The 19,127-nt window shown below is 49.3% G+C and carries 22 protein-coding genes and 1 other annotated feature; of the genes, 7 read left to right on the plus strand and 15 right to left on the minus strand.

What is annotated here, in order from left to right:
- Positions 1–83: 83 nt before the first annotated feature.
- Positions 84–313: a binding site (T-box leader), on the minus strand.
- Positions 314–404: 91 nt separating this feature from the next.
- The 3 genes from ACI7RC_RS23125 to ACI7RC_RS23135 all read right to left on the minus strand — a co-directional run bounded on the left by ACI7RC_RS23125 (position 405) and on the right by ACI7RC_RS23135 (position 2,259).
- Positions 405–806: a DoxX family protein gene (locus ACI7RC_RS23125; protein WP_408110546.1), complete on the minus strand. Its 402-nt coding sequence runs from the start codon at positions 804–806 to the stop codon at positions 405–407.
- Between the two features lie 173 nt (positions 807–979).
- Positions 980–1,393 carry a VOC family protein gene (locus tag ACI7RC_RS23130; protein WP_408110547.1) on the minus strand — a complete coding sequence of 138 codons (414 nt, stop codon included), beginning with the start codon at positions 1,391–1,393 and terminating at the stop codon, positions 980–982.
- Positions 1,394–1,461: 68 nt separating this feature from the next.
- Positions 1,462–2,259, minus strand: coding sequence for an AraC family transcriptional regulator (locus ACI7RC_RS23135; protein ID WP_408110548.1), 798 nt, complete (start codon positions 2,257–2,259; stop codon positions 1,462–1,464).
- Between the two features lie 428 nt (positions 2,260–2,687).
- Here ACI7RC_RS23135 and ACI7RC_RS23140 point away from each other — a divergent pair, with 428 nt between their 5' ends.
- From ACI7RC_RS23140 to ACI7RC_RS23150, 3 genes are all read left to right on the plus strand, one after another.
- Positions 2,688–3,074, plus strand: a complete 387-nt coding sequence (locus ACI7RC_RS23140) for a MarR family winged helix-turn-helix transcriptional regulator (protein ID WP_408110595.1) — start codon at positions 2,688–2,690, stop codon at positions 3,072–3,074.
- Positions 3,075–3,178: 104 nt separating this feature from the next.
- The gene (locus tag ACI7RC_RS23145; RefSeq protein ID WP_408110549.1) at positions 3,179–4,246 is read left to right on the plus strand and encodes a saccharopine dehydrogenase family protein; all 1,068 of its coding nucleotides are present in this window, start codon (positions 3,179–3,181) and stop codon (positions 4,244–4,246) included.
- A gap of 23 nt (positions 4,247–4,269) precedes the next feature.
- Positions 4,270–4,839, plus strand: a complete 570-nt coding sequence (locus ACI7RC_RS23150) for an MFS transporter (protein ID WP_408110550.1) — start codon at positions 4,270–4,272, stop codon at positions 4,837–4,839.
- A 46-nt stretch (positions 4,840–4,885) separates the two neighbouring features.
- On the opposite strand, the gene ACI7RC_RS23155 is transcribed toward ACI7RC_RS23150, so the two are convergent.
- The 7 genes from ACI7RC_RS23155 to ACI7RC_RS23185 form a co-directional block, all read right to left on the minus strand.
- A complete protein-coding gene (locus ACI7RC_RS23155; protein WP_408110596.1) occupies positions 4,886–5,692 on the minus strand; it encodes a YitT family protein in 807 nt (268 codons plus the stop codon).
- 66 nt (positions 5,693–5,758) lie between these two features.
- Positions 5,759–7,675 carry a BglG family transcription antiterminator gene (locus tag ACI7RC_RS23160; RefSeq protein ID WP_408110551.1) on the minus strand — a complete coding sequence of 639 codons (1,917 nt, stop codon included), beginning with the start codon at positions 7,673–7,675 and terminating at the stop codon, positions 5,759–5,761.
- Positions 7,676–7,755: 80 nt separating this feature from the next.
- The gene (locus ACI7RC_RS23165; protein WP_408110552.1) at positions 7,756–8,574 is read right to left on the minus strand and encodes a PTS system mannose/fructose/sorbose family transporter subunit IID; all 819 of its coding nucleotides are present in this window, start codon (positions 8,572–8,574) and stop codon (positions 7,756–7,758) included.
- On the minus strand, positions 8,567–9,346 hold the full coding sequence (locus tag ACI7RC_RS23170) for a PTS mannose/fructose/sorbose/N-acetylgalactosamine transporter subunit IIC (protein ID WP_408110553.1): 780 nt from the start codon (positions 9,344–9,346) through the stop codon (positions 8,567–8,569). Before ACI7RC_RS23170 ends, ACI7RC_RS23165 begins: the two co-directional genes overlap by 8 nt.
- Before the next feature lie 24 nt (positions 9,347–9,370).
- Positions 9,371–9,856, minus strand: a complete 486-nt coding sequence (locus ACI7RC_RS23175) for a PTS sugar transporter subunit IIB (protein ID WP_408110554.1) — start codon at positions 9,854–9,856, stop codon at positions 9,371–9,373.
- Positions 9,857–9,881: 25 nt separating this feature from the next.
- The gene (locus ACI7RC_RS23180; protein WP_408110555.1) at positions 9,882–10,304 is read right to left on the minus strand and encodes a PTS sugar transporter subunit IIA; all 423 of its coding nucleotides are present in this window, start codon (positions 10,302–10,304) and stop codon (positions 9,882–9,884) included.
- 15 nt (positions 10,305–10,319) lie between these two features.
- Positions 10,320–11,393, minus strand: coding sequence for an SIS domain-containing protein (locus tag ACI7RC_RS23185; RefSeq protein ID WP_408110556.1), 1,074 nt, complete (start codon positions 11,391–11,393; stop codon positions 10,320–10,322).
- Between the two features lie 214 nt (positions 11,394–11,607).
- Between ACI7RC_RS23185 and ACI7RC_RS23190 the strand changes: the two genes are divergently transcribed.
- The 3 genes from ACI7RC_RS23190 to ACI7RC_RS23200 all read left to right on the plus strand — a co-directional run bounded on the left by ACI7RC_RS23190 (position 11,608) and on the right by ACI7RC_RS23200 (position 14,096).
- Complete coding sequence (locus ACI7RC_RS23190) at positions 11,608–12,384, plus strand: arylamine N-acetyltransferase family protein (RefSeq protein WP_408110557.1); 777 nt, start codon at positions 11,608–11,610, stop codon at positions 12,382–12,384.
- A gap of 36 nt (positions 12,385–12,420) precedes the next feature.
- Positions 12,421–13,251, plus strand: coding sequence for a MerR family transcriptional regulator (locus tag ACI7RC_RS23195; protein ID WP_408110558.1), 831 nt, complete (start codon positions 12,421–12,423; stop codon positions 13,249–13,251).
- 80 nt (positions 13,252–13,331) lie between these two features.
- Complete coding sequence (locus ACI7RC_RS23200; RefSeq protein ID WP_408110559.1) at positions 13,332–14,096, plus strand: SDR family oxidoreductase; 765 nt, start codon at positions 13,332–13,334, stop codon at positions 14,094–14,096.
- 97 nt (positions 14,097–14,193) lie between these two features.
- On the opposite strand, the gene ACI7RC_RS23205 is transcribed toward ACI7RC_RS23200, so the two are convergent.
- Complete coding sequence (locus ACI7RC_RS23205) at positions 14,194–15,345, minus strand: MFS transporter (RefSeq protein ID WP_408110560.1); 1,152 nt, start codon at positions 15,343–15,345, stop codon at positions 14,194–14,196.
- 40 nt (positions 15,346–15,385) lie between these two features.
- Entirely contained in the window at positions 15,386–15,931 is a 546-nt protein-coding gene (locus tag ACI7RC_RS23210; protein WP_408110561.1) for a PadR family transcriptional regulator, read from the minus strand.
- Positions 15,932–16,152: 221 nt separating this feature from the next.
- On the opposite strand from ACI7RC_RS23210, the gene ACI7RC_RS23215 reads away from it, so the two are divergent.
- Positions 16,153–16,890 carry a cyclase family protein gene (locus ACI7RC_RS23215; protein ID WP_408110562.1) on the plus strand — a complete coding sequence of 246 codons (738 nt, stop codon included), beginning with the start codon at positions 16,153–16,155 and terminating at the stop codon, positions 16,888–16,890.
- A 567-nt stretch (positions 16,891–17,457) separates the two neighbouring features.
- Here the strand turns inward: ACI7RC_RS23215 and ACI7RC_RS23220 are convergent.
- From ACI7RC_RS23220 to ACI7RC_RS23230, 3 genes are all read right to left on the minus strand, one after another.
- On the minus strand, positions 17,458–17,772 hold the full coding sequence (locus ACI7RC_RS23220; RefSeq protein ID WP_408110563.1) for a type II toxin-antitoxin system RelE/ParE family toxin: 315 nt from the start codon (positions 17,770–17,772) through the stop codon (positions 17,458–17,460).
- On the minus strand, positions 17,769–18,032 hold the full coding sequence (locus ACI7RC_RS23225; RefSeq protein WP_408110564.1) for a type II toxin-antitoxin system Phd/YefM family antitoxin: 264 nt from the start codon (positions 18,030–18,032) through the stop codon (positions 17,769–17,771). Before ACI7RC_RS23225 ends, ACI7RC_RS23220 begins: the two co-directional genes overlap by 4 nt.
- A 226-nt stretch (positions 18,033–18,258) precedes the next feature.
- Entirely contained in the window at positions 18,259–19,035 is a 777-nt protein-coding gene (locus ACI7RC_RS23230; RefSeq protein WP_408110565.1) for a putative protein N(5)-glutamine methyltransferase, read from the minus strand.
- Positions 19,036–19,127: the final 92 nt, after the last annotated feature.

A 19,127-nucleotide genomic window follows, 5' to 3' on the forward strand; every position in this document is an offset into this window, starting at 1 on the left:
CACCTGTTTCGCTGAGGAAGGAGACTTCTGACGCAAGTTGTTAAACCCGGACTTTAACCAACCAAAAAAACCCCGTCTCTACGTATAGAGACGAGGTTTAACCCGCGGTACCACTCTAATTCATTTCCTCAGAAATGATCTCTTTCGATGGCCATCACCATCTATCCTTGTAACGGTGGAATTCCGGCTTACCCTACATTGTCAGGCAGCAGTTCATAGACGAGTTCAAAATGAACGACACTGCCGTTTCGCACCACCCAACGGCTCTCTGGAACATCGCTTCATTTCTACTATTTCTAATCATAACATTTGTATGTGAAATTGTTTGTTATTATATGGTATGATGACGGATCTGTCAATATGCCGATGGAAAAATCTGTTTCCTGAACGATACGTCTGTGCTCTCAACCCTCTTTTCCAGCAAATGGTATGAGCTTTCGCATCTTTTTATCCCTCAGCCAAATTCCTCCCCAGGTCAAGACGGCAAGGTAGACGGGAAACAGCACATGAGTAAACAGCGGCGCATCCACGCGAAGATTGGTGGCGATCGCTCCGCCAAAATAGGCAGTCAGCAATACGGCCCCCAAAAAAGAGGTGCGCGGAATGAAGTAAAGAATGGTGGACAGAAGGCCCAGCATTCCAATCACACTGATGTGATGCTCGGCATATCCGAGTGTGAGTGTCCCTTCAATCACGGGCTGCGGTTTGGCAAATTTGAATATTGAGTCAAATAACATGAAAAGAATGACGAGTCCGCTCATGATTCGCCCCGTCCAAAGCGGGCCCTTTGAAATGGTGTTCGCCAAGTTTTTTCCTCCTCACAAAAAGTTTTGACAGGGAAATTGTAACACACAAATGGGGCAGGGATTTCTTTTCGATTGCTTTTTTAAAAAAGTGACTGAACCCGAAAGTCCAGTCACCTTTCAACACCGATCGTATTCTCCCGCTTTCGGCAAAAGAAATCATGCAGGTCGGAGCTTTATCGGTAGTAGCCCTGGCCAGCCTTGCCCTTAAAGGTTGCGATGTACCAATGATTGCCGAAAGGGTCGGCAACCCCTGCACTTCGCTCGCCGTAAGGCATATCCGCCGCATCGTACAAAGAAGCGGCCCCGGCCTCCAGCGCCCGTCTGTAACATTCATCCGTATCGCTGACGAAGACATGGAGAGTATTGGGTCTTGGCGGAAACCGGTCCGTTCCTTCGGATACTTCTACGATTGTGTCTCCAATTAGGACCTCGGCGTGGATCATTCGCCCCTCTGCATTTATCGAACGGTTTAATTCTTCTGCATCAAAAACGGTTTTTACAAACTGGATCATTTTTTCCGGATCTTTTACCGTAAAGTACGGAGTTACAGTGCGGTAGCCGTGAGGTGTGAAATTGTCATTCGCCATGGGTCAATCCTCCTTTTTTTACCCATTTTAGCTAATGCCCGGGAAGGATGTATTGTATATTTTTGACCCTATGTTCGATGCACGGAGTGATTGTAATGCCTCCCTTCAATCGGGAGGTAAGTGCCGGGAGTGATTCCCGAAAATGACTGGAAGTCCTTGATGAAATGAGACTGGTCGCAGTAGCCGCAAGCCAGTGCGAGATCCGGCCCGTGAAGCCCTTGATCCATGAGATGGAGCGCTTCCTGGAAGCGATACAGGCGGCTTAGCCGTTTGGGCGTCATACCTGTTGCTTGCTTGAACACCTGATTGAACCTTCTGTGGCTCATCCCGATTTGTTCGATTACGTTCGTCACGTCAAAGCGGCGCAGATGGCTAATCGCGTAGTCCACTGCCCGGTTCCGTTCCAACTCCCTGCAGGCAAGCGACAACAGCCTGTGTTCAAGGATTGGAAACATCTCTTCGGGTCCTCTGGAAGCCAGCAGCTCGTCACGCAGGTCGGAGGCTGCCGATCCCCACAGCGCATGTAAGGGGACATGCGAATTGAGAATTTCATCAAGCGGCATTTTCAGAAAAGGAAAAAAGCCTCCCGGTTTGAAATGGATGCCGATCACTTCCATCTCATACGAGGTGTCAATGACAAAAAAATCCGTGTGCGGGCCGCAGACGACCGAACTGCCCATAATCAATTCGCGGCTCACCCGGTCGAACAGGCGAATCGCATCCTCCCGAAGGTTGATCACCACTTCTACAGAGCCGTCCGGTAAAGCCTTTTCCTTGGTGTGTGAAGGCTTGTAACCCCGGAGGTACCAAAATTGATCCACGAACCTAGATAATGGCGCATGGGGAATGTAAGTACGCTGCAACATGCTGCCTTGCGCGGCGCGGGATAAGCTGCAGATGAGGTTGGACGATGATTGGCCGCGTCTCTCCTTTCATCGCGAATACATGATTTTATGACAATCATGGTTTGGTCTAGTAGTTCGTGCAGGCGGGCCAAAAACCTGCCACTTTTTTTGGCTCTTCGGAAAATTTGGTTGAAAGTCATCCAATAACATAGTGCTCTATAGAAGGGGCGATGAGCGGCGCTGTGTCGCCCGTGATGCGGAAGCTGGTGAGCCTGCATTCGGGGCTGGTTAACGAAGGAAGCACCTCCGCACCATTTTAACATATTGTGCCGATTGACGTGACTTTCTTCAGCTTGACGAAAAAAAGTTTAATCGCTAAACTAAAAATCATGGAAAAAGAAAAAGCAAATCAACCAAAATCAAGTATCCGAAATTTGAATCAATTCATTATGCAGCTCCAACGTCTGGAAAAGCATCCGCGTACGTTTGGGGAAGCAGGCCCTTTGACGCCGAGCGAGATTCATACGATTGACGCGATTGGCATCGAAAGGGGTGTGCTTATGAGCGAATTGGCCAATCGCCTCCAAATTACGAAAGGTGCCGTTACCCAACTCATCGTACGTTTGGAAGACAAAAATCTAGTAAAGCGAACGCCTAACCCAATCGATTCAAGAAGCGTCATCGTTTCCTTAACGGATAAGGGAAAGAGTGCTTTTCGGGCTCATGAAGAGATACATTCCAATTTTTATCGGGATTTAAGTTCGCAATTAGACGAGAAAGAGATTGAAATTTTCGAGATGTGCATTGCAAAGCTTAGCAATTATTTACAGAAGTGATTTTTTTTATTCTTTTCGTTTAGTTGCTAAACTAAAATGAATCAACCATTCTAAGGATGGGTTAATGATTAACTTGCGATCTTTGACGAAAAGAGGCGGTTTGATTGAAAGATAGAATCATTGTGGTCGGCGGATACGGTCAGGTTGGCAAAGTGATCTGTAATGAGTTAGGAAAAGTTTACCCTCGTAAGGTTTACTCTGCCGGACGCAATTTCCATAAAGCGGAACAGTTCTCGATCCTTACGGAGGGAAATGTGCTCCCGTTGCGGCTTGATGTGAATGAGCGAATATCGGACGATTTTTTCCAGGATGTCTCCATGGTTGTCATGTGCCTCGATTTGCAACATACGGACTTTGTCCAAGCGTGCGTCAAGCATCATGTCGATTATATCGATGTTACGGCCGATTATTCGATTATGTCTAACATACAAGAAATTCGCTCCGTGGAATCTACGGTTGTGCTTAGCGTCGGTTTAGCACCCGGAATAACCAACATGCTGGTGAAGCAAGGGAAGGATCGATTGGATCAGGTGGATGCTGCGCATATTTATATTCTTTTAGGTTTAGGGGAAGCGCATGGGCGTGCGGCGATTGAATGGACAGTGGATAATTTGAATGCCGTTTATTCCGTCATCGAGCAAGGGAGCGCAAAACAAGTGAGAAGCTTCACTGATGGGAAGAAGATGGATTTTCCGGCCGGCCTGGGACGAAAAACGGCGTATCGGTTCAACTTCTCCGATCAGCATGTTGTGCCGCGGACGCTCGGGATTTCCTCTGTGTCGACACGTCTCTGTTTCGATTCGGGGATTGTGACAACAATGATAGCGGGTTTAACGCGAACAGGGCTCATACGGTGGTTGCAGCGCCCTTCGATACGGGAGAAAGTAGTGGATCTATTCGAAACATCGAAATGGGGATCGGAAGTATATGCGGTTAAAGTCGGTGTAACCGGGACAATAAACGGGCGTTCCTTACGCTACCAAGGTTCGGTTCACGGCGAGAAGGAGTTTTATGCAACCGGAAGAGTTGCGGCTTTTGTAGCGAAACAGGTGTACATGAGGCAGCTTCCAGCGGGTGTATTTCATATGGAAGAGTTGTTCCGGCCTGCCGATTTATTTGCCGATCTAAGAGACGTTGTCACATTGGAAGAGAACCTACTTTACAGATCTTAAGGATAGAGTGGTGCATTCATCTTATGAAAACAACGGCAGTCTTATCAAAAAACAAACAAATTTTAATGATGGCCGCGATATGCATAGGTGCGTTTATTTCGCATTTTACCGCGACGGTTGTCAATGTCTCCCTTCCGTATCTTTCGGATATATTCCATACGGACTTGGAAATTGTGCAATGGGTTACGGTCGGTTATCTATTGGCCGTGGCCTCTTTGCTTCCCGTCATGGGCAATTTGGGAGACCGTTTGGGCCATCGCGTTTGGGAATGGTTGTTTGTGATCCAAGTCCCCGTCATCTTCGTTGCCGCGCTACTGGCGATGCGGTACATACCTGCCCGTAAGCAGGTACGGAAATTTACAGCATTCGATAGCTTGGGAATGATCTTGTTTGTCGCAGGAGTCGCCTCCACCATCTTTGGAATTTCCAATAGCAATGCTTGGGGACTATGGTCCGCTCAAACGATAGCGACTTTTCTTATTGCGCTTATCTCTTTTATTACGTTTTGGCTGTGGGAATCCCGTCATTCCTGTGATTTTATCTATTTATACCATCTATTGCAACATTTAGGGTTTGATGAATCAAAATTGTAAAAGCCCCACTCACCTGAGTGGAGCTTATGTGTTTGGCGTTTGACCGCTACGCTGCCTTAAATCCCTTGCCAATCATTTCATGGACGTTGTGGATCGTCACATACGCATTTTGATCGATCTCGTTGATGATCTTTTTCAACCGAACGATTTCCTGCTTGTTGATCACGATGTAGAGCACATTTTTATTGGCGCCTGTGTAACCGCCCCGCCCTTCCAGCACGGTCAGGCCTCTGGACATGCTCGTCGTGATTTCATGCAGAACCTCTTCTGAGGAGTTGGAAATGATCAGCACGGCGACCCGCTCATCCAGTCCCTCGACGATAAAGTCGATGGCCTTGGCGCCGAGATAGACGGCGATGACCGTGTACATCGCCTTGTCCAAACCGATGATGCAGACTGATCCGGCGACTACGATCATGTCAATGATCAGCATGCCTTTCCCGACGCTCCAGCCGAAGAATTGGTTAGCCATTCGCGCCAGGATCGTCGTTCCGCCGTTCGTCCCGCCTGCGCGAAAAATCATCCCCAGTCCAATGCCTACCAGCAAGCCGGCAAAAATGGCGGCCAGCAGTGTGTCATCCGTCAGTTTTCTGCCCACCTGCTCGGTTGCGTACAGGATCGCCGAGCTCGAAAAAACGGTAAAAATTGTATATACAATCATCTTTTTTTCCAGGTATTTATATCCAACCAAAACGAGTGCCATATTGAGCACGAAATTGACGACCCCCGGGGACCAGTCGAATACGTAGTGGGCGATGACAGTGAGACCGATAATCCCTCCTTCCGACAGGAAATTCGGGATCGTAAAGTAGTTGATGCCAATGGAATAAACAATCCCCCCGAGCATGATCATGAGAATATCCCGGATCGTCTTTTTCACGTTGCCACTTCCTTGGGTTTAATCGCTTCTGCCTATTTTTCAGTAATCCTGAATGTCCTGCAAAAACTGTTCATAGTTCTTGCCATTGATCAGTCTGCTGATTTTTTCTTTGTCTCTCGTCCATTTGGAGAACATGTCGCATAAGATGTTCAGGTCATGGTCGCCGTCTCGCTTCGTTTTGATCATGAACAGGACCCTGATCACGTCCTTGTCCCAAATGATCGGGTTTTTGAGCACGGCGATAAAGCAAAACGGTTTGCGGCAGATTTTATACAAATCCTGTAAATGAACAATATTATTGCCGATTTCATGCGCGACAAACGGCATCTCCATCTGCACGTCGGAATCGATAATCTCCAACTCTCGAAGTTTTTCGACCAAATGGCGCAAAATGCTTTCCTTATGATCCCCTTCCAGCTGAAAAGCCGAATACTGCGGCTGAAAATACCGTTCCATATTCAGCTTGTAGAAGTCGAGCTTGCGGGCGTATTCTCTGATTCTCTCGATGTAATTTCCGTTTTCGATCGCCACCTGCAAAATCGAGCGCGATAATTCTACCGAATAGGAAGAGACGAGAATATCAATTTCTTCCAAGTGTTTCAGCACTTCATCGATTGAAGGGTAGTTGATGCATTCGTATTCCGGCGAGAAGTTTTCCTTGATTTCGTTGATGTACATAATGGTTTCCGCCCTGCCTCGTCCGCTCATCAAGCCGATCGTGACCTTCTTCTTCTTTTGCAGGTTCATCAAGGCGAGATTAAAATACAGGAGCAGATAACCAAACTCATCCAGGCTGATGGTCACCCCGTAGTGATCTTGAATGACCGCCGCTGCCGAAATGGTTACTTTGGTCGCAAAAATGTACTTCTGCAGATTTTCATGGACGACCGGATTGCGGATCACCATGTTGTTTTTGATCCGGTTGACCATCTGCGGAATGTGCAGGGCCAGAAACTTCGCGACCGTTTCATCCTTTGAAATATCGATATCGAAGTTGTTTTTTATTTCCGCAAAGATCTTCTCCAGCACCAGCTCTACCTCTGCCTGATCTTGATCCGGTATGCCTGACATCTCATTTTTGATCTGCTTGCTTTCCAGATGCATGTAGATGTAAGCCTGATCCGCTTCTTGAAAACGGCAGCCAAACAGCTCATTCATGCGTTGGCACAGCTTTTGACTGGCAGCGTAAATGCTGTTTGTCCTGATTGCTTTACCATAGGAATCGGGCACAGACGCATGGCAGCCGGCGAGATTACGCTGAATCGAGATAAAAACGTGGATCGCGATGTTTTTTAAGGAAAAGTCGGAGAGCACGATCTGATATTCTTCGCAAATCGATCTCAGCTGGATCTCAATGGACCGGATGTAAAAATCGTGATTTCCTTTCAAATAAGCGCTTTCCTGATCGGTTTTATACTCAAAGGCAGGCCGGTTGTGAAAAAAGAACTCCGCAATGCCTAAACGCTTGTTGATCTCCGTCCCCTGGATCATGATTCCGTAATTTGCCTTCGATACGACTTTCAACTGGTATTTCTTTAACAGCTTCTTTACCTCGATCATATCCCCATTCAGGGTGGAACGGCTGATAAACATGTCGTTGGCCAGCTCGTCCAGCTTGATGTAATCGTTGGCGAAGAAAAGCCGGCGGATCATGTAAAAGACTCGTTCGTAGTTATTTTTCATAAAGTGATTCAATCTTTTTACTTCGGCGGATTTATGCAGATTCGTCAGAAAATCAAGGCTTGCCTTTTCCTGATACATCAGCTCGTAGCCGATATTCGGTCTCGATTCAATCGTGATGCCATACGGCGCGAGCTTTGACTTCAGCGTGGCGATATCCGTCTTCACGGTTCGAACGGATGCGTCAACAGCCAGTGCGAGCTCTGCAGATGTCAAACGGCTCTTAAGAAACAATTCATTTATGATGAGTAATTGTCTTCTGCTGAAATTTGACATATCAACCACCCTGAAAAAATTACTGTAATCTTTAACAGATTACAGTAATAGTATATCAGTTTAAAATCGTATTCACTTGCTTAAAAGATGCCAAAAAACGCGCCAGCCAAGCCAAATGCGATGGTAAGCAACAAGATCGTGGTAGATTTATATCCCTTCTTCAGCAGCCCGAACATGAGCAGCGTATAGAGAATCGGCAGCAAGAGCGGGAAGATCTGATCCAGATAATCCTGCAGGGGAAAATCCGTCTGCCCTACGTGAAAGACCAGTTTTGACTTGAGCGTTACCATCGAGGCGCTCATGCCGCCGATCACCATCAAGCCGACGATCGTGGCTCCTTTGGAAATCACGCTCATAATGCCGGAGTTGTTGGCCGACTGCATAATGTTCGTTCCGAATTTATAGCCGTATACGCCGCCATAATATCTGACGAGCAAATGCGGAATGTTGAAGAGCAGCAAAAACAAAAGAGGTCCTAAAAAGCTGCCTTGCTGCGCCAATGACAGGCCGATCCCGACGGCGATGATGCGGATCGTCCCCCAGAAAAACGAATCCCCGATTCCGGCGAAGGGTCCCATTAAGCCGACTTTAACGTTATTGATGATATTCTTGTCGAATGACGGGTTTTCACTCGCTTGTTTCTCCAGGGATGTGGCGACACCCGTAATCGTCGTCACGACGTGGGGAGTTGTGTTGAAGATGCTCATGTGGCGGACAAGCGCTTCGGCCTGCTCCTCTTTTGTCTTGTAGTAGCGCTTGATGGCCGGCCACATCCCGACGGCAAAGCCAAGCCCCTGCTGTCTCTCGTAGTTGTATGAGGCTTCAAGCATAAAGGAGCTCCAAAAAATCTCGCGCATCAGCTTCTTTTCGTCTTTGGACAGCTTCTTTTTCTCAGTCATCGAATAGGTCCTCCTCTTCTATTCCCGTTGCTGCTGCAGCGGGAACTGCCTTGCCTTTCAACTCATACGTGACGATAAAGGCGGCAACGATTCCAAAGATGGTAATTGCTAAAATTGGCAATTTTAAATAGGCGACGAGGGCGAATCCGCAAATAAAGTACAAAATATTGCTTTTGTTCATCATCGGCAATAACAACAGGGCAAATCCGACAGCCGGAATCAATCCGCCTGCAACCGTCAGCCCGTTCATGATGGTTTCCGGGATGTTGTTGACAAACGTCTCTACCGCTTTGGAACCGAAGAGAATGGCGACGAATCCGACAACGAAGTACATCGCGCACTGGAGCAGCAAGCCTGCGATATTCAAAGCGATGAGACCTTTGATATTGGCTTGTCTGGCGAGACTCATCGCATAGTTCATAAACCAGCTTCGAATGATAAACACGACGATTTTCAAAGATTGCGCCAAGATCGCGATGGGCAATGCGAGGGCCAGCGCCACTTCCGTTCCGCTTCCGCTCATAATCGTGAAGGCCGTTCCCAGACCCGCCCCGACCAAAACGTCCGGCGGCACCGCTCCGCCAACCTGGATCGCCCCCATGAATATCAATTCAAGGGTCGCACCGACGAGCACGCCGGTTTTCAAATCCCCCAGGCACAATCCGATCACCGATGATACGACAATCGGCCTGATCACCATGGAGGTGCCCAGCATCTTTTCGATAAACCACAGGACCGCCAAGATAAGACCAACGATCAGTGCTGTTTGCATCGAGTGTCCCTCCCTTCCGTCAGTCTACAAGGATAGTTTGCTCTTTAACGCCGAATAATCTTTTGCGTGTTCCGAAGGGACCTGGCGAACTTCCAATTCGATCCCTTTCGCCTGGATCTTGTCCAGGTACTCGATGTCCTCTTTCGATACGTACACGGCTGGCGAGAGCAGTACCTTGTCATCCGCCATTTGCATGCCGCCCACATTTACAACAGGCTTTTCTTCAATCCGTTCCAACAATTCATAGGCATCCTTCGGTTTTGCGCAAATCACGAATACTCTCATCGGCTCCAATTTTGGATTTTTCAGCAGCGCTGCAGCCTCTTCGATCGTTCGCGTGGCCAGCTTTACGCCATCCGGGCAGCAAAGCTTCAGCGCCATTTTTCGCACGTCATCGTTCGCGGCTTCATCACTGGCAATGACGATCGCATTGTAAGACAGGGCTGATTTCCAACTGTAGGCGACTTGTCCATGCAGCAAACGGTCATCAATTCTCATTTTTACGATCATGCTGTTCAACTCCTCATCGATGGAATTAAAGATCAAAATCATCCTGTTTGTTAATTTTTAACAATTCATCGTTGACATAGATGATCTGTTCCTTGGCACTGCTGACGATTTCCTTGATCTTGTCCGGCGTGCTGTCCGCTTCTGTCAGCATGATGATTTCCAAAACGAGCGGAAGGCTGATGCCGGTGATGATTTTCACTCTGTCCCCGGAAAGGTAGCGAAGAGCCTTCTGGTTCACGCTTCCGCCGAACAGGTCGGTCAGAATAAACAGCGTATCATCCTCGCTCACCTGTTGTTGGAGGAACTCCTCGATTTGCTGATGGAATGGTGTTTCATCCACGTAGGCGTTGAGAAAAAAGACGTTTTCCTGTTTTCCCAGGATGATTTCCGCTGCGGCGGCGATGCCCTCTGCAAACCTTCCGTGAGTCGCGATCAATACTTTTTTCATGAAACAGGCAGCTCCTTATGGTGTAATCGATTTGTTGATGTAGTTGACGATTTGCGGATACATCGTTTTCGTCAAGTCGCGTCCCCGATCCGAGGCCAACAGATAGGCAAGCGTTTGAAAAAACGTGATGTATTCCAGGCTGCTGAAGGACTTGCCCGCCGGCTGAAAGGCGAAGTCATGAACGCCCGACGCGCCCTCTCCGACCACGATGCACGGCGCTATCTCCGTATTGATAAACTCCGCGATCTTTTGCACCTTGTTCGCATCTTCATTTTTTCTGCTTAAGAGAAAATACCCTGTCGTCTGGTCAAATGCATTTTGCGGCCCGTGGATCAGCTCTTCCAGCTCAAAGCTGTTCGTGAAAACCGGCAGCATTTCCATAAATTTGATATCCGCTTCCTGGGCGACCGGCCATAAATCATTCGTGCCGGAAAAGATAAAGGTATGCTTCCGCATTAACATGAATTTATGTTCCCGGTACCACTGCAGGGTGTCGCTTTTGATCTTGGGCAGGTGGTTCACCATCTGCACATAGTCTTCCATCAGCTTTTGTTCCTCGTGCACCGGCAGCAGCCCCTTGATTTTGGCCAGTGCGGCGAACAGCCAATACAAGGTGGCGCAGGTCGCAGAGTAGCCCAGCGTCCGGAACATAAATTCTTCGTTTTCGGAGCCCATCTCGATCGCTGCATCTGCCAAAGCGGCGATGGGACTGTCCAGGCTTTCCGTGATGGAGATATTGGGAATCCCCTTTTCTTTCACGATGCGAAGCGCTTCATGCACCAGCTTTGTCTTTCCGCCCTGCGAAATAAAGATGTAGAGATGATCCCTGCTCCATAATGAGCGGTTGTAGTAATGAACAAAAATATTGGGATAGATCAATTCAACCGGAAGCCGAGTCACTTCCTCGGCAAAATTTTTCGTAGTAAAGGCGGCATTGAAAGACGTTCCCGATGCGACAAATACGATTTTTTTGATGCCGGAATGCGCTTTCAAATACGCCTGCAATTGGCCGTGAAGCGAGTCTTTGCGGTGAAGAATTTTCGTCAACTGAACAGGGATCCGTTCAATCGTGTCCAACATGCTGCTCATGTCATCCCCCCTCTTTCCACCTACATCATATCTCCATCGGGTGTGGCTATCTATACGTAAAATTGCATGAACAATGGTGCAGAAATTCAAGCAGGGCTGTCCTTCCTGTACCGGTACAATTTTCGCAAAAAGATATTGCCCCGACCGGTTTTTCGCCATACTATTTCAAGTAACGGACAGATGCTGCCGCGATCCCGCCGAGGAGGTATGTAGAATGAGTGAGCTGAACGCTTTGTTTCGGAAACGAATCGGTCTGCCGGAGGACGAACCCATTACGTTTGAGAGCCTGGAAAGGGTTCTGGAAAAAACGGCCCAAACCATCCCTTTTGAAAATTTGTGCATTATTGGAAAGAAAACGTACGACATCACCAGTGAAAATCTCGTTGATAAAATACTGGTCAGAAAAGAAGGCGGGCTTTGTTACGAATTAAACTCGATTCTCTGCTTCTTTTTGATCGAAAACGGGTTTGAGGCGGTCCTGACCCGCGGGGTTGTCTACAATAACGAGGCGCAGAAGTATCTGACAATCGGCAGAACACATGTCACCATCCTGCTGACTCACGGGGAGCAAACGTATTTGGTAGATACGGGATTTGGAGGAAATCTGCCGTTAAAGCCCGTCCCTCTGACCGGGGAAACCGTCTCCTCTGCGAATGGAGACTTCCGGGTCAAAAAAGTGGATACCGAGCATGGAGACTATGTGCTTGAAATGAAATTGCGGTATAAGGATACGGATTGGCGGATCGGATATGCCTTCGACTCCCGGAAACCGATCAGCGATGTAACGGAATGCAACGAGATTCAAAAGATCATCGCTGAACACGAAGAATCTTCTTTTAACAAGCATCCGTTGTTGACCAAACGTACAAATGGCGGAAATCTGACGTTGACGGACAGCTCGTTTACCCAGTGGGATCATGGCAATATGACGAAGGAGAAGATTGACAACGCGAGGTACAACGAACTGCTGCTGAAGCATTTTGGACAATGATTAAACGGCAAATTTTTATAAAAGGACTTGACTCACATGTTGAAAATCAGCGCTTTTTCCAAATTGAGCGGGGTATCTGTTAAAACCTTGCGATATTATGATCAGATTGGGGTGCTCATGCCTGACTGCGTAGATGAACATTCGGGGTACCGGTATTACTCTGAGGAACAGCTTCTTACGGTGAAGCGAATCGTTTCTTTTAAAGAGCAGGGCTTCACACTGGAACAGATCAAGACCTTTTTAGAGGAACAGATCCCGTTCAACGTCGTACAGGATCGGCTTCTGGACAAAAAGCGGGAACTCCAGGATGTCATTCAACAAGCGCAACAGCAGTTCGCCGAAGTAACGGAGAGACTGAATCGCCTTCAAAAACTGGCCGATGACGACAGAGTAGAGACGATAACGATTCGAAATGTACGTCCACAGCTAGCGGCTTCCATCCGCGATGTAGTCCCGCGTTCACAACTATGCCTTTTGCTGGATGAAATCACTAAATACGTACAGGCCAACGGGGAAGAAGAATTCGGCCCACTCACGATTCTGTGGCATAATCGGGAGGATTCCAAAGAAATGCCGGATCCGGCAGATATCGAGGTCGCCATACCGCTCACGAGGGAAATCCCGGGCAGCGACAGAGTGAAAGTGGGCTTCCTGCCAAAAATCAATCAAGCCGCTTCGCTTTTGCACCATTGCGATCCCTACGCCAGTTCTTGTTCGGCGATAGAGGAACTTATGTCCTGGATATCGGCCAACAGCTATGTCCCCATCGATTCGGAGCCGTTTCGCGAAACGTATGTAACCTCCGACGCTGATATTTACGGGCGCATGCGATTGTCCGAACTGCTGATCCCCGTCCGAAATAAATAACGAAGCACCCCTTGACTCTCCCCTTAACTGGAAGGTGTAACGTATAGACGTACACCACATTCGCAAAGGGGCGGAGAGAAATGAAGCGTTTGAAAGGAAAAATTGCCTTGGTCACTGGAGCAAGCAGGGGCATCGGGAAAGGGATCGCACTTCGACTGGCTGAGGAAGGGGCGCTCGTCGCCGTTCATTACGGCAGCAGACGCGATGCCGCGGAGGATACCGTACGCACGATTGCAGAGCAAGGAGGACATGCGTTTCCGATTGGAGCAGCGCTTCAATCCGTTTCCGGGGTCAGGCAGTTAATCGATTCCCTAAAGGAAGAGCTCGTCCGGCTAACCGGAGATCCTCAATTCGACATATTAGTCAATAACGCCGGAATCGGTACATCGCAAACGTTGGAGGAGGAGACAGAGGCATCCTTTGATGAAATCTTCGCCGTTAACGTCAAAGCGCCCTTCTTTCTTGTACAGCAAGCACTGCCGCTTCTGCGCGAGGAAGGGCGAATCGTTAACGTCTCTTCAGGCGTGACACGCATCGCCTACCCGCATCTCATGTCTTACAATTTGACCAAGGGAGCGATCAATACCTTTACGCTGCATCTGGCAAAAAAACTGGGACCCCGCAAGATTACAGTCAATGCCGTGCTTCCCGGTATCGTGGATACGGATGTCAATGCCTCATGGCTGCATACGCCTGAAGGACACAAGCATGCCGTCGAGATGTCCGCATTAGGCAGAGTAGGCGAGCCTGCTGACATTGCCGATATCGTAACATTCCTCGCATCTGCAGAAAGCCGCTGGGTCACTGGACAGTTGCTTGATGCTACCGGGGGATCGCATCTGTAAAATTCGCGATCGGCTCCGAGACCATCACAGCCTCATAAAATACGGAACGCAGCCTTGACTGGCTGCGTTTCGTCTTCCTCCAACATTCGCCCTGCCGCTAGCCCGTATAAGCCTGCTTCTGCGCCAAATGCCGCTTGGCGAAGAAGATGAACACCAGTGCGGATACGGCCACTGACACTGCGCAGACGGTGAACAAAACCCCGTACCCCGTATATTGGGACACCCAGCCGAGAACGATTGAGCCGAGTCCAATGCCGAGATCAAACGCGGTCATGAAAGAGGCGTTGGCGACACCCTTCTTGTCGGGATGGGCCAGCCGCAAATTCGCCGCTTGCAGAGCCGGCTGCGCCGAACCAAAACCGATCCCGTACAGAATCGCGGCGACTACGATCCCGCCGAGCCCGCTCGAGACGCTCAGCACCAAGAGTGAGCATACCGTGACCACTAGTGCCGGCACGATTACGTAAGCCTCGCCAAGCCGATCAGACAGCTTGCCGGCAATCGGTCTGACCAGGGTAAGCGCCAGCGCGTACACCAGGAAGAATACGCCGGAGTTTACCCGGATCGACTCCGCGAACAACGGCAGGAAAGTCGTGATTCCGCCGTATGCGGTGGCCAGAAAGAAGAGTGATGTCGTAACGGGCAATACCGACTTCTCGAAAATTTCGATCCGCTTCGCCGCCGCTTTCGGCTGGAACGGGATTTTGTTCGTGAAAACCAGCAAGAGCGACACCGCGGACAGACCCGTGGCAAGCAAAAACAAGCCCTGGAACGAACCATTATCCATCACCCAGATCCCCAACATCGGACCGATCGCCATCGCCACCGTCATCGCCATGCCGAACCAGCCCATGCCTTCTCCCCGGCGCGAAGTCGGGATGATGTCCGTGACCGAAGTACTGACGGCCGTCGTGGAGAAGGCCCAACTGGCGCCATGCAGTACGCGCAGTGCGAGCAAGATCGCGATGCCGCTGACCCAGTTGTACAGAAACATCGATAAAAGAAAGAATACCAGTCCCCAGATCATAAACGGCCTTCTGCCGTAGCGGTCAAGCAGACCCCCGACGATCGGCCGAAAGACGACCGCGGTCAGCGTAAACGCCCCCGCCGCGAGTCCGACCTGTGACTCGCTGCCGCCCAGATGCTTGATAAACAGCGGCATAGTGGGCAGCAGCAAATAAAATCCCGTGAACAAGACGAGCATCCCCAACGTCATTTGGATAAAAGCCTTCGTCCATAATCGCTCCATGTGATCCTCCCGGCGGCAAGCTTTGATACTTGCCCGTTTTTTATTCTTGCTGCGCCCGGACCCTGTCGATCTCTTCTTTGACCCACCGAATCTCGACCTCGCCCAGCCGCTTACGGAAATCGAATACTCGCAGAAGCTGAACCCGCTGCGCTTCGGGCTCTGGCTTATGCTTTAAAAGGTACGACTCAAAGTCCGACACGTATCGGCAGTTCTTTTCGAGTATCTGCAAATACTGATCCAGGCAAGCCAAACGCACGTCCTTGGCTACGTATTGAAAATAGACCATCTTGAGCCGGAAGATGACTCCCGTCTCGCCATCTGCGTGCGAATCCAGCGGCATGGTCATCAACTGCAGGAATCGATCCCGCCCGGCTTCCGTGATCTCGTATATTTTTCTTGCTCTTCCTCCCTTCTCTTCGATTCGCAGGTGGATCGATCCGCTTTCGGTCATGCGGGAGAGGAGCGGGTACAGCGTCCCTGAGCTGATCTTCCGCCCAAAGCCAAGGGAGTTTTTCAGAACATCCTGCAGCATGTAGCCGTGCTTCTCCCCCGTCATCAATTCTCCCAAGACAAACAATTCATACACTCCCAATCACCACCCATCACATATGTCGTTTCGATATATTATATGTCGATTCGACACATTTATCCAGCACATTTTTAATTCATACTATTTCTCCCTTGACACTTGGAATTAAGACCGATAAAGTATGAATAACTATAGCCTGCAGTGATTCTGGAAGGAGTTCTTCATACTTTGTGGAAACCTATCCAGAGCGTTGTGAAAATGATAGATGGGGTGAGCAGATGGGTAACGAATTGTTACAGGCAATTACTTTGTTGAAAGAGAAAGAGTGGGTGGACTTGACCCATACATTTGGTCCGGAATCGCCGCATTTTTCTGCGTTTGACGCCGCCGAATTTACTACCTTGTTTACCCATGACGACGGCTTTTTTGCCCAAAGCTTCAAATTTGCCGGACAGTATGGCACGCATTTGGATGCGCCGATTCACTTCGTTCGCAATAAACGCTATTTGGATGAACTTGACTTGAAGGAACTGGTATTGCCGCTCGTCGTCATTGATAAATCAAAAGAGGCAGCGGAGAATAACGACTATTCCCTCTCCGTCGAAGATATCCTGCGCTTTGAAGCCGAACACGGCCGAATCGAAGCTGGAACGTTCGTAGCGCTGCGCACAGACTGGAGCAAGCGTTGGCCGGATGTGGAAGCCTTCAACAACAAAGATGCAGACGGCCAAAACCACGCTCCCGGCTGGTCGCTTGAGGCGTTGAAATTTCTGTTTACCGAGAGAAACATAAAAGCGGTCGGCCATGAAACCTTTGATACGGACTCCAGCCTGGACTATCAGAAGAACGGGGCGCTTTTGGGCGAGTACTATGTACTTGAACAAGACACCTATCAAGTAGAGCTGTTGACGAATCTGGACAAGGTACCCGCGACAGGAGCCGTCATCGTGAATATCGTTCCCAAACCGGAAAAAGCATCCGGATTTCCGGTGCGGTCCTTTGCGATCCTGCCCTGATTCCGGAGCGCGTTAAAAGGTGAGGTGATCATGCCGATCACCTCTTTTTTATGAGCGTTCACCCTGCTGACGCTGCCGAATCCTCCCAGGTGGCGTGATCGCACTTATTTGGCTCCCTCCTGCTTCCCGCAGCCCCCATCAAGCCCTCTTTCTTTTCTAGCCATTTCAGATATAAGATTATGATTCCCAGTAGATCAACAAGATGAAGGAGCTGATTGGATGGGGCTTGCGACGCTATTACTGAACACACTGATTATTCTGATTTGCGTTTTGGGTTATCAGGTCTTCTTATCTCCCGTGGCCGCGGAAAATCTCGTGCAAATTCAAAGCGAACTGCAGCTATCTGTGATCATCAAAGCCAATCCGCTGAGGGTTAAACAATGCTTGACGAACATGATGAAAAAAACCATGGCCGCTTTCAGCATCATAAAAGATTTGAAAGGAGATGTGGAAGTAAAAAGCCAAAAGGGGAAAGGAAGGCCAAGGGGCAGCTCCTTACGGCAGCCGGAACATGCACGAAATTCCATTTCGCCTCCATCACATGAACCGATTTTGTCCAAACGATTTTTATAATACCCTATTCCATTCCCTCTTGCCATATAGGATCCTTATAACCGTAACCGAGTCATCCATCTCAGAAACGAAATAGAAAACAATGTAGTTCTCAACCAGTAACATTCGAATTCCTTGAAAAGCTAACTGTTCGTCGTTCACTACTGGATATCGATAGGGCATTTTCTCCAATACAAAAATAGCTTCTCCGATTTTGTTAATCAAGTTTTGCGCGGCGGGTGGCTCCTTCAATTCAAATGAAATATATTGGGCAATTCCACGCAGATCGGCCTCAGCTGGCTCAGTAATGACGATTGTGTATTTTTTCACTTCGTAAATTCCTTCTGAATGTCATCAAGGGCATCGCGGAAAGATCTAACTTTATTTTCTTTCGCAGCTTCCATTCCTTCATCAAGCAACTTGTATAACTCAAATTTCCCGACAAGCTTCTCATATGTCTCAATACTCATAACCGCCAAATCGCCTTTGCCGTTCTTTGTGATGTAAACGGGCTCATCGTACTTATGGCAAAAATCGGATATCTCGTTATACTTATTCCTCAGGTCTGAACTTGGTCTGATCGTAGGCATTCCGATCACCTCAACAATTTTGTATCGTCATTTTATCAAAATAACGATACATGATCAAACCCTAACTACATATGGGAAAATCCGGCGAAACCTTAAGAAAATAAGAAAGCTGGAGATCAAGGCTACGATCAACAGCTGGTCGATTTGTTTTATCGTGGAGTGAACAAACATACGCGGAGAGCGCAGAAATGTTAGCGGATTACTCGCTGCCATTGATCATGGCCAGCTAGGTCGACCTGGTTCCGATAACAACGGTGGCTTCCCATTCGTCGCAGCTGGCCGCCTGCGGAATCAGCCCATTGCGGACGAAGATTTCCGCAGTCTGTGACGCTTGACGGGCGCTCGTCTCGATCAAGAGGCAGCCATCCGGCGCCAGCCAGCACAATGCTTCGGCCGCCACCCGCCGCTGGATGTCAAGCCCGTCCCCTCCCCCGTCGAGCGCTGCCCGTGCCTCGTGTATTCGGGCCTCCGCGGGCAGCAGCCGAATCTCTTCGGTCGGTACGTAAGGGGCATTGACGACCAATACGTCGACCCGGCCCTGCAATGTGATGGGCAGCGGCTCGTACAGGTCACCCTCGTATACGTGACCGCCTGCGGCCGTGACGTTGCGGCGGGCGCACCGGACTGCGGCGGGATCGATATCGGCTGCGTGCAGCTCAATTCCCTCCTGGGATGCCGCTACCGCCATGCCTACCGCACCCGTTCCGCAGCACAGGTCGACGACGACAGCCCCCGGTCTGGCGAGAGCGGCGGCCTGGCGAACGAGAAATTCGGTACGTCGGCGGGGTATGAAGACCCCCGGTTCCACCGCTATCCGCAAGCTGCAAAACTCCGCCCATCCGATGACGTATTCGAGTGGCAGACCGTCTGCTCGCCGTTCGACCATGGCAGTGAGGCCAGCCGGTGTCGAAGCCGCTAAGATGAGCAGCCTGGCCTCATCTTCGGCGAAAACACACCCTGCGGCACGAAGTTTGGTGACGATGTTTGCAAATAGGTTATCCAATAGATTTCGCTCTCCCATGTTTGCGGGGCACACTGCCCCAGATATCATCCGTTCGACTCTGTGAACCTCTTAATCGCATCCATATACCCTGG

Origin of the sequence: Brevibacillus sp. B_LB10_24, from assembly GCF_046036945.1 — a bacterium.
Lineage (GTDB): Bacteria > Bacillota > Bacilli > Brevibacillales > Brevibacillaceae > Brevibacillus_C.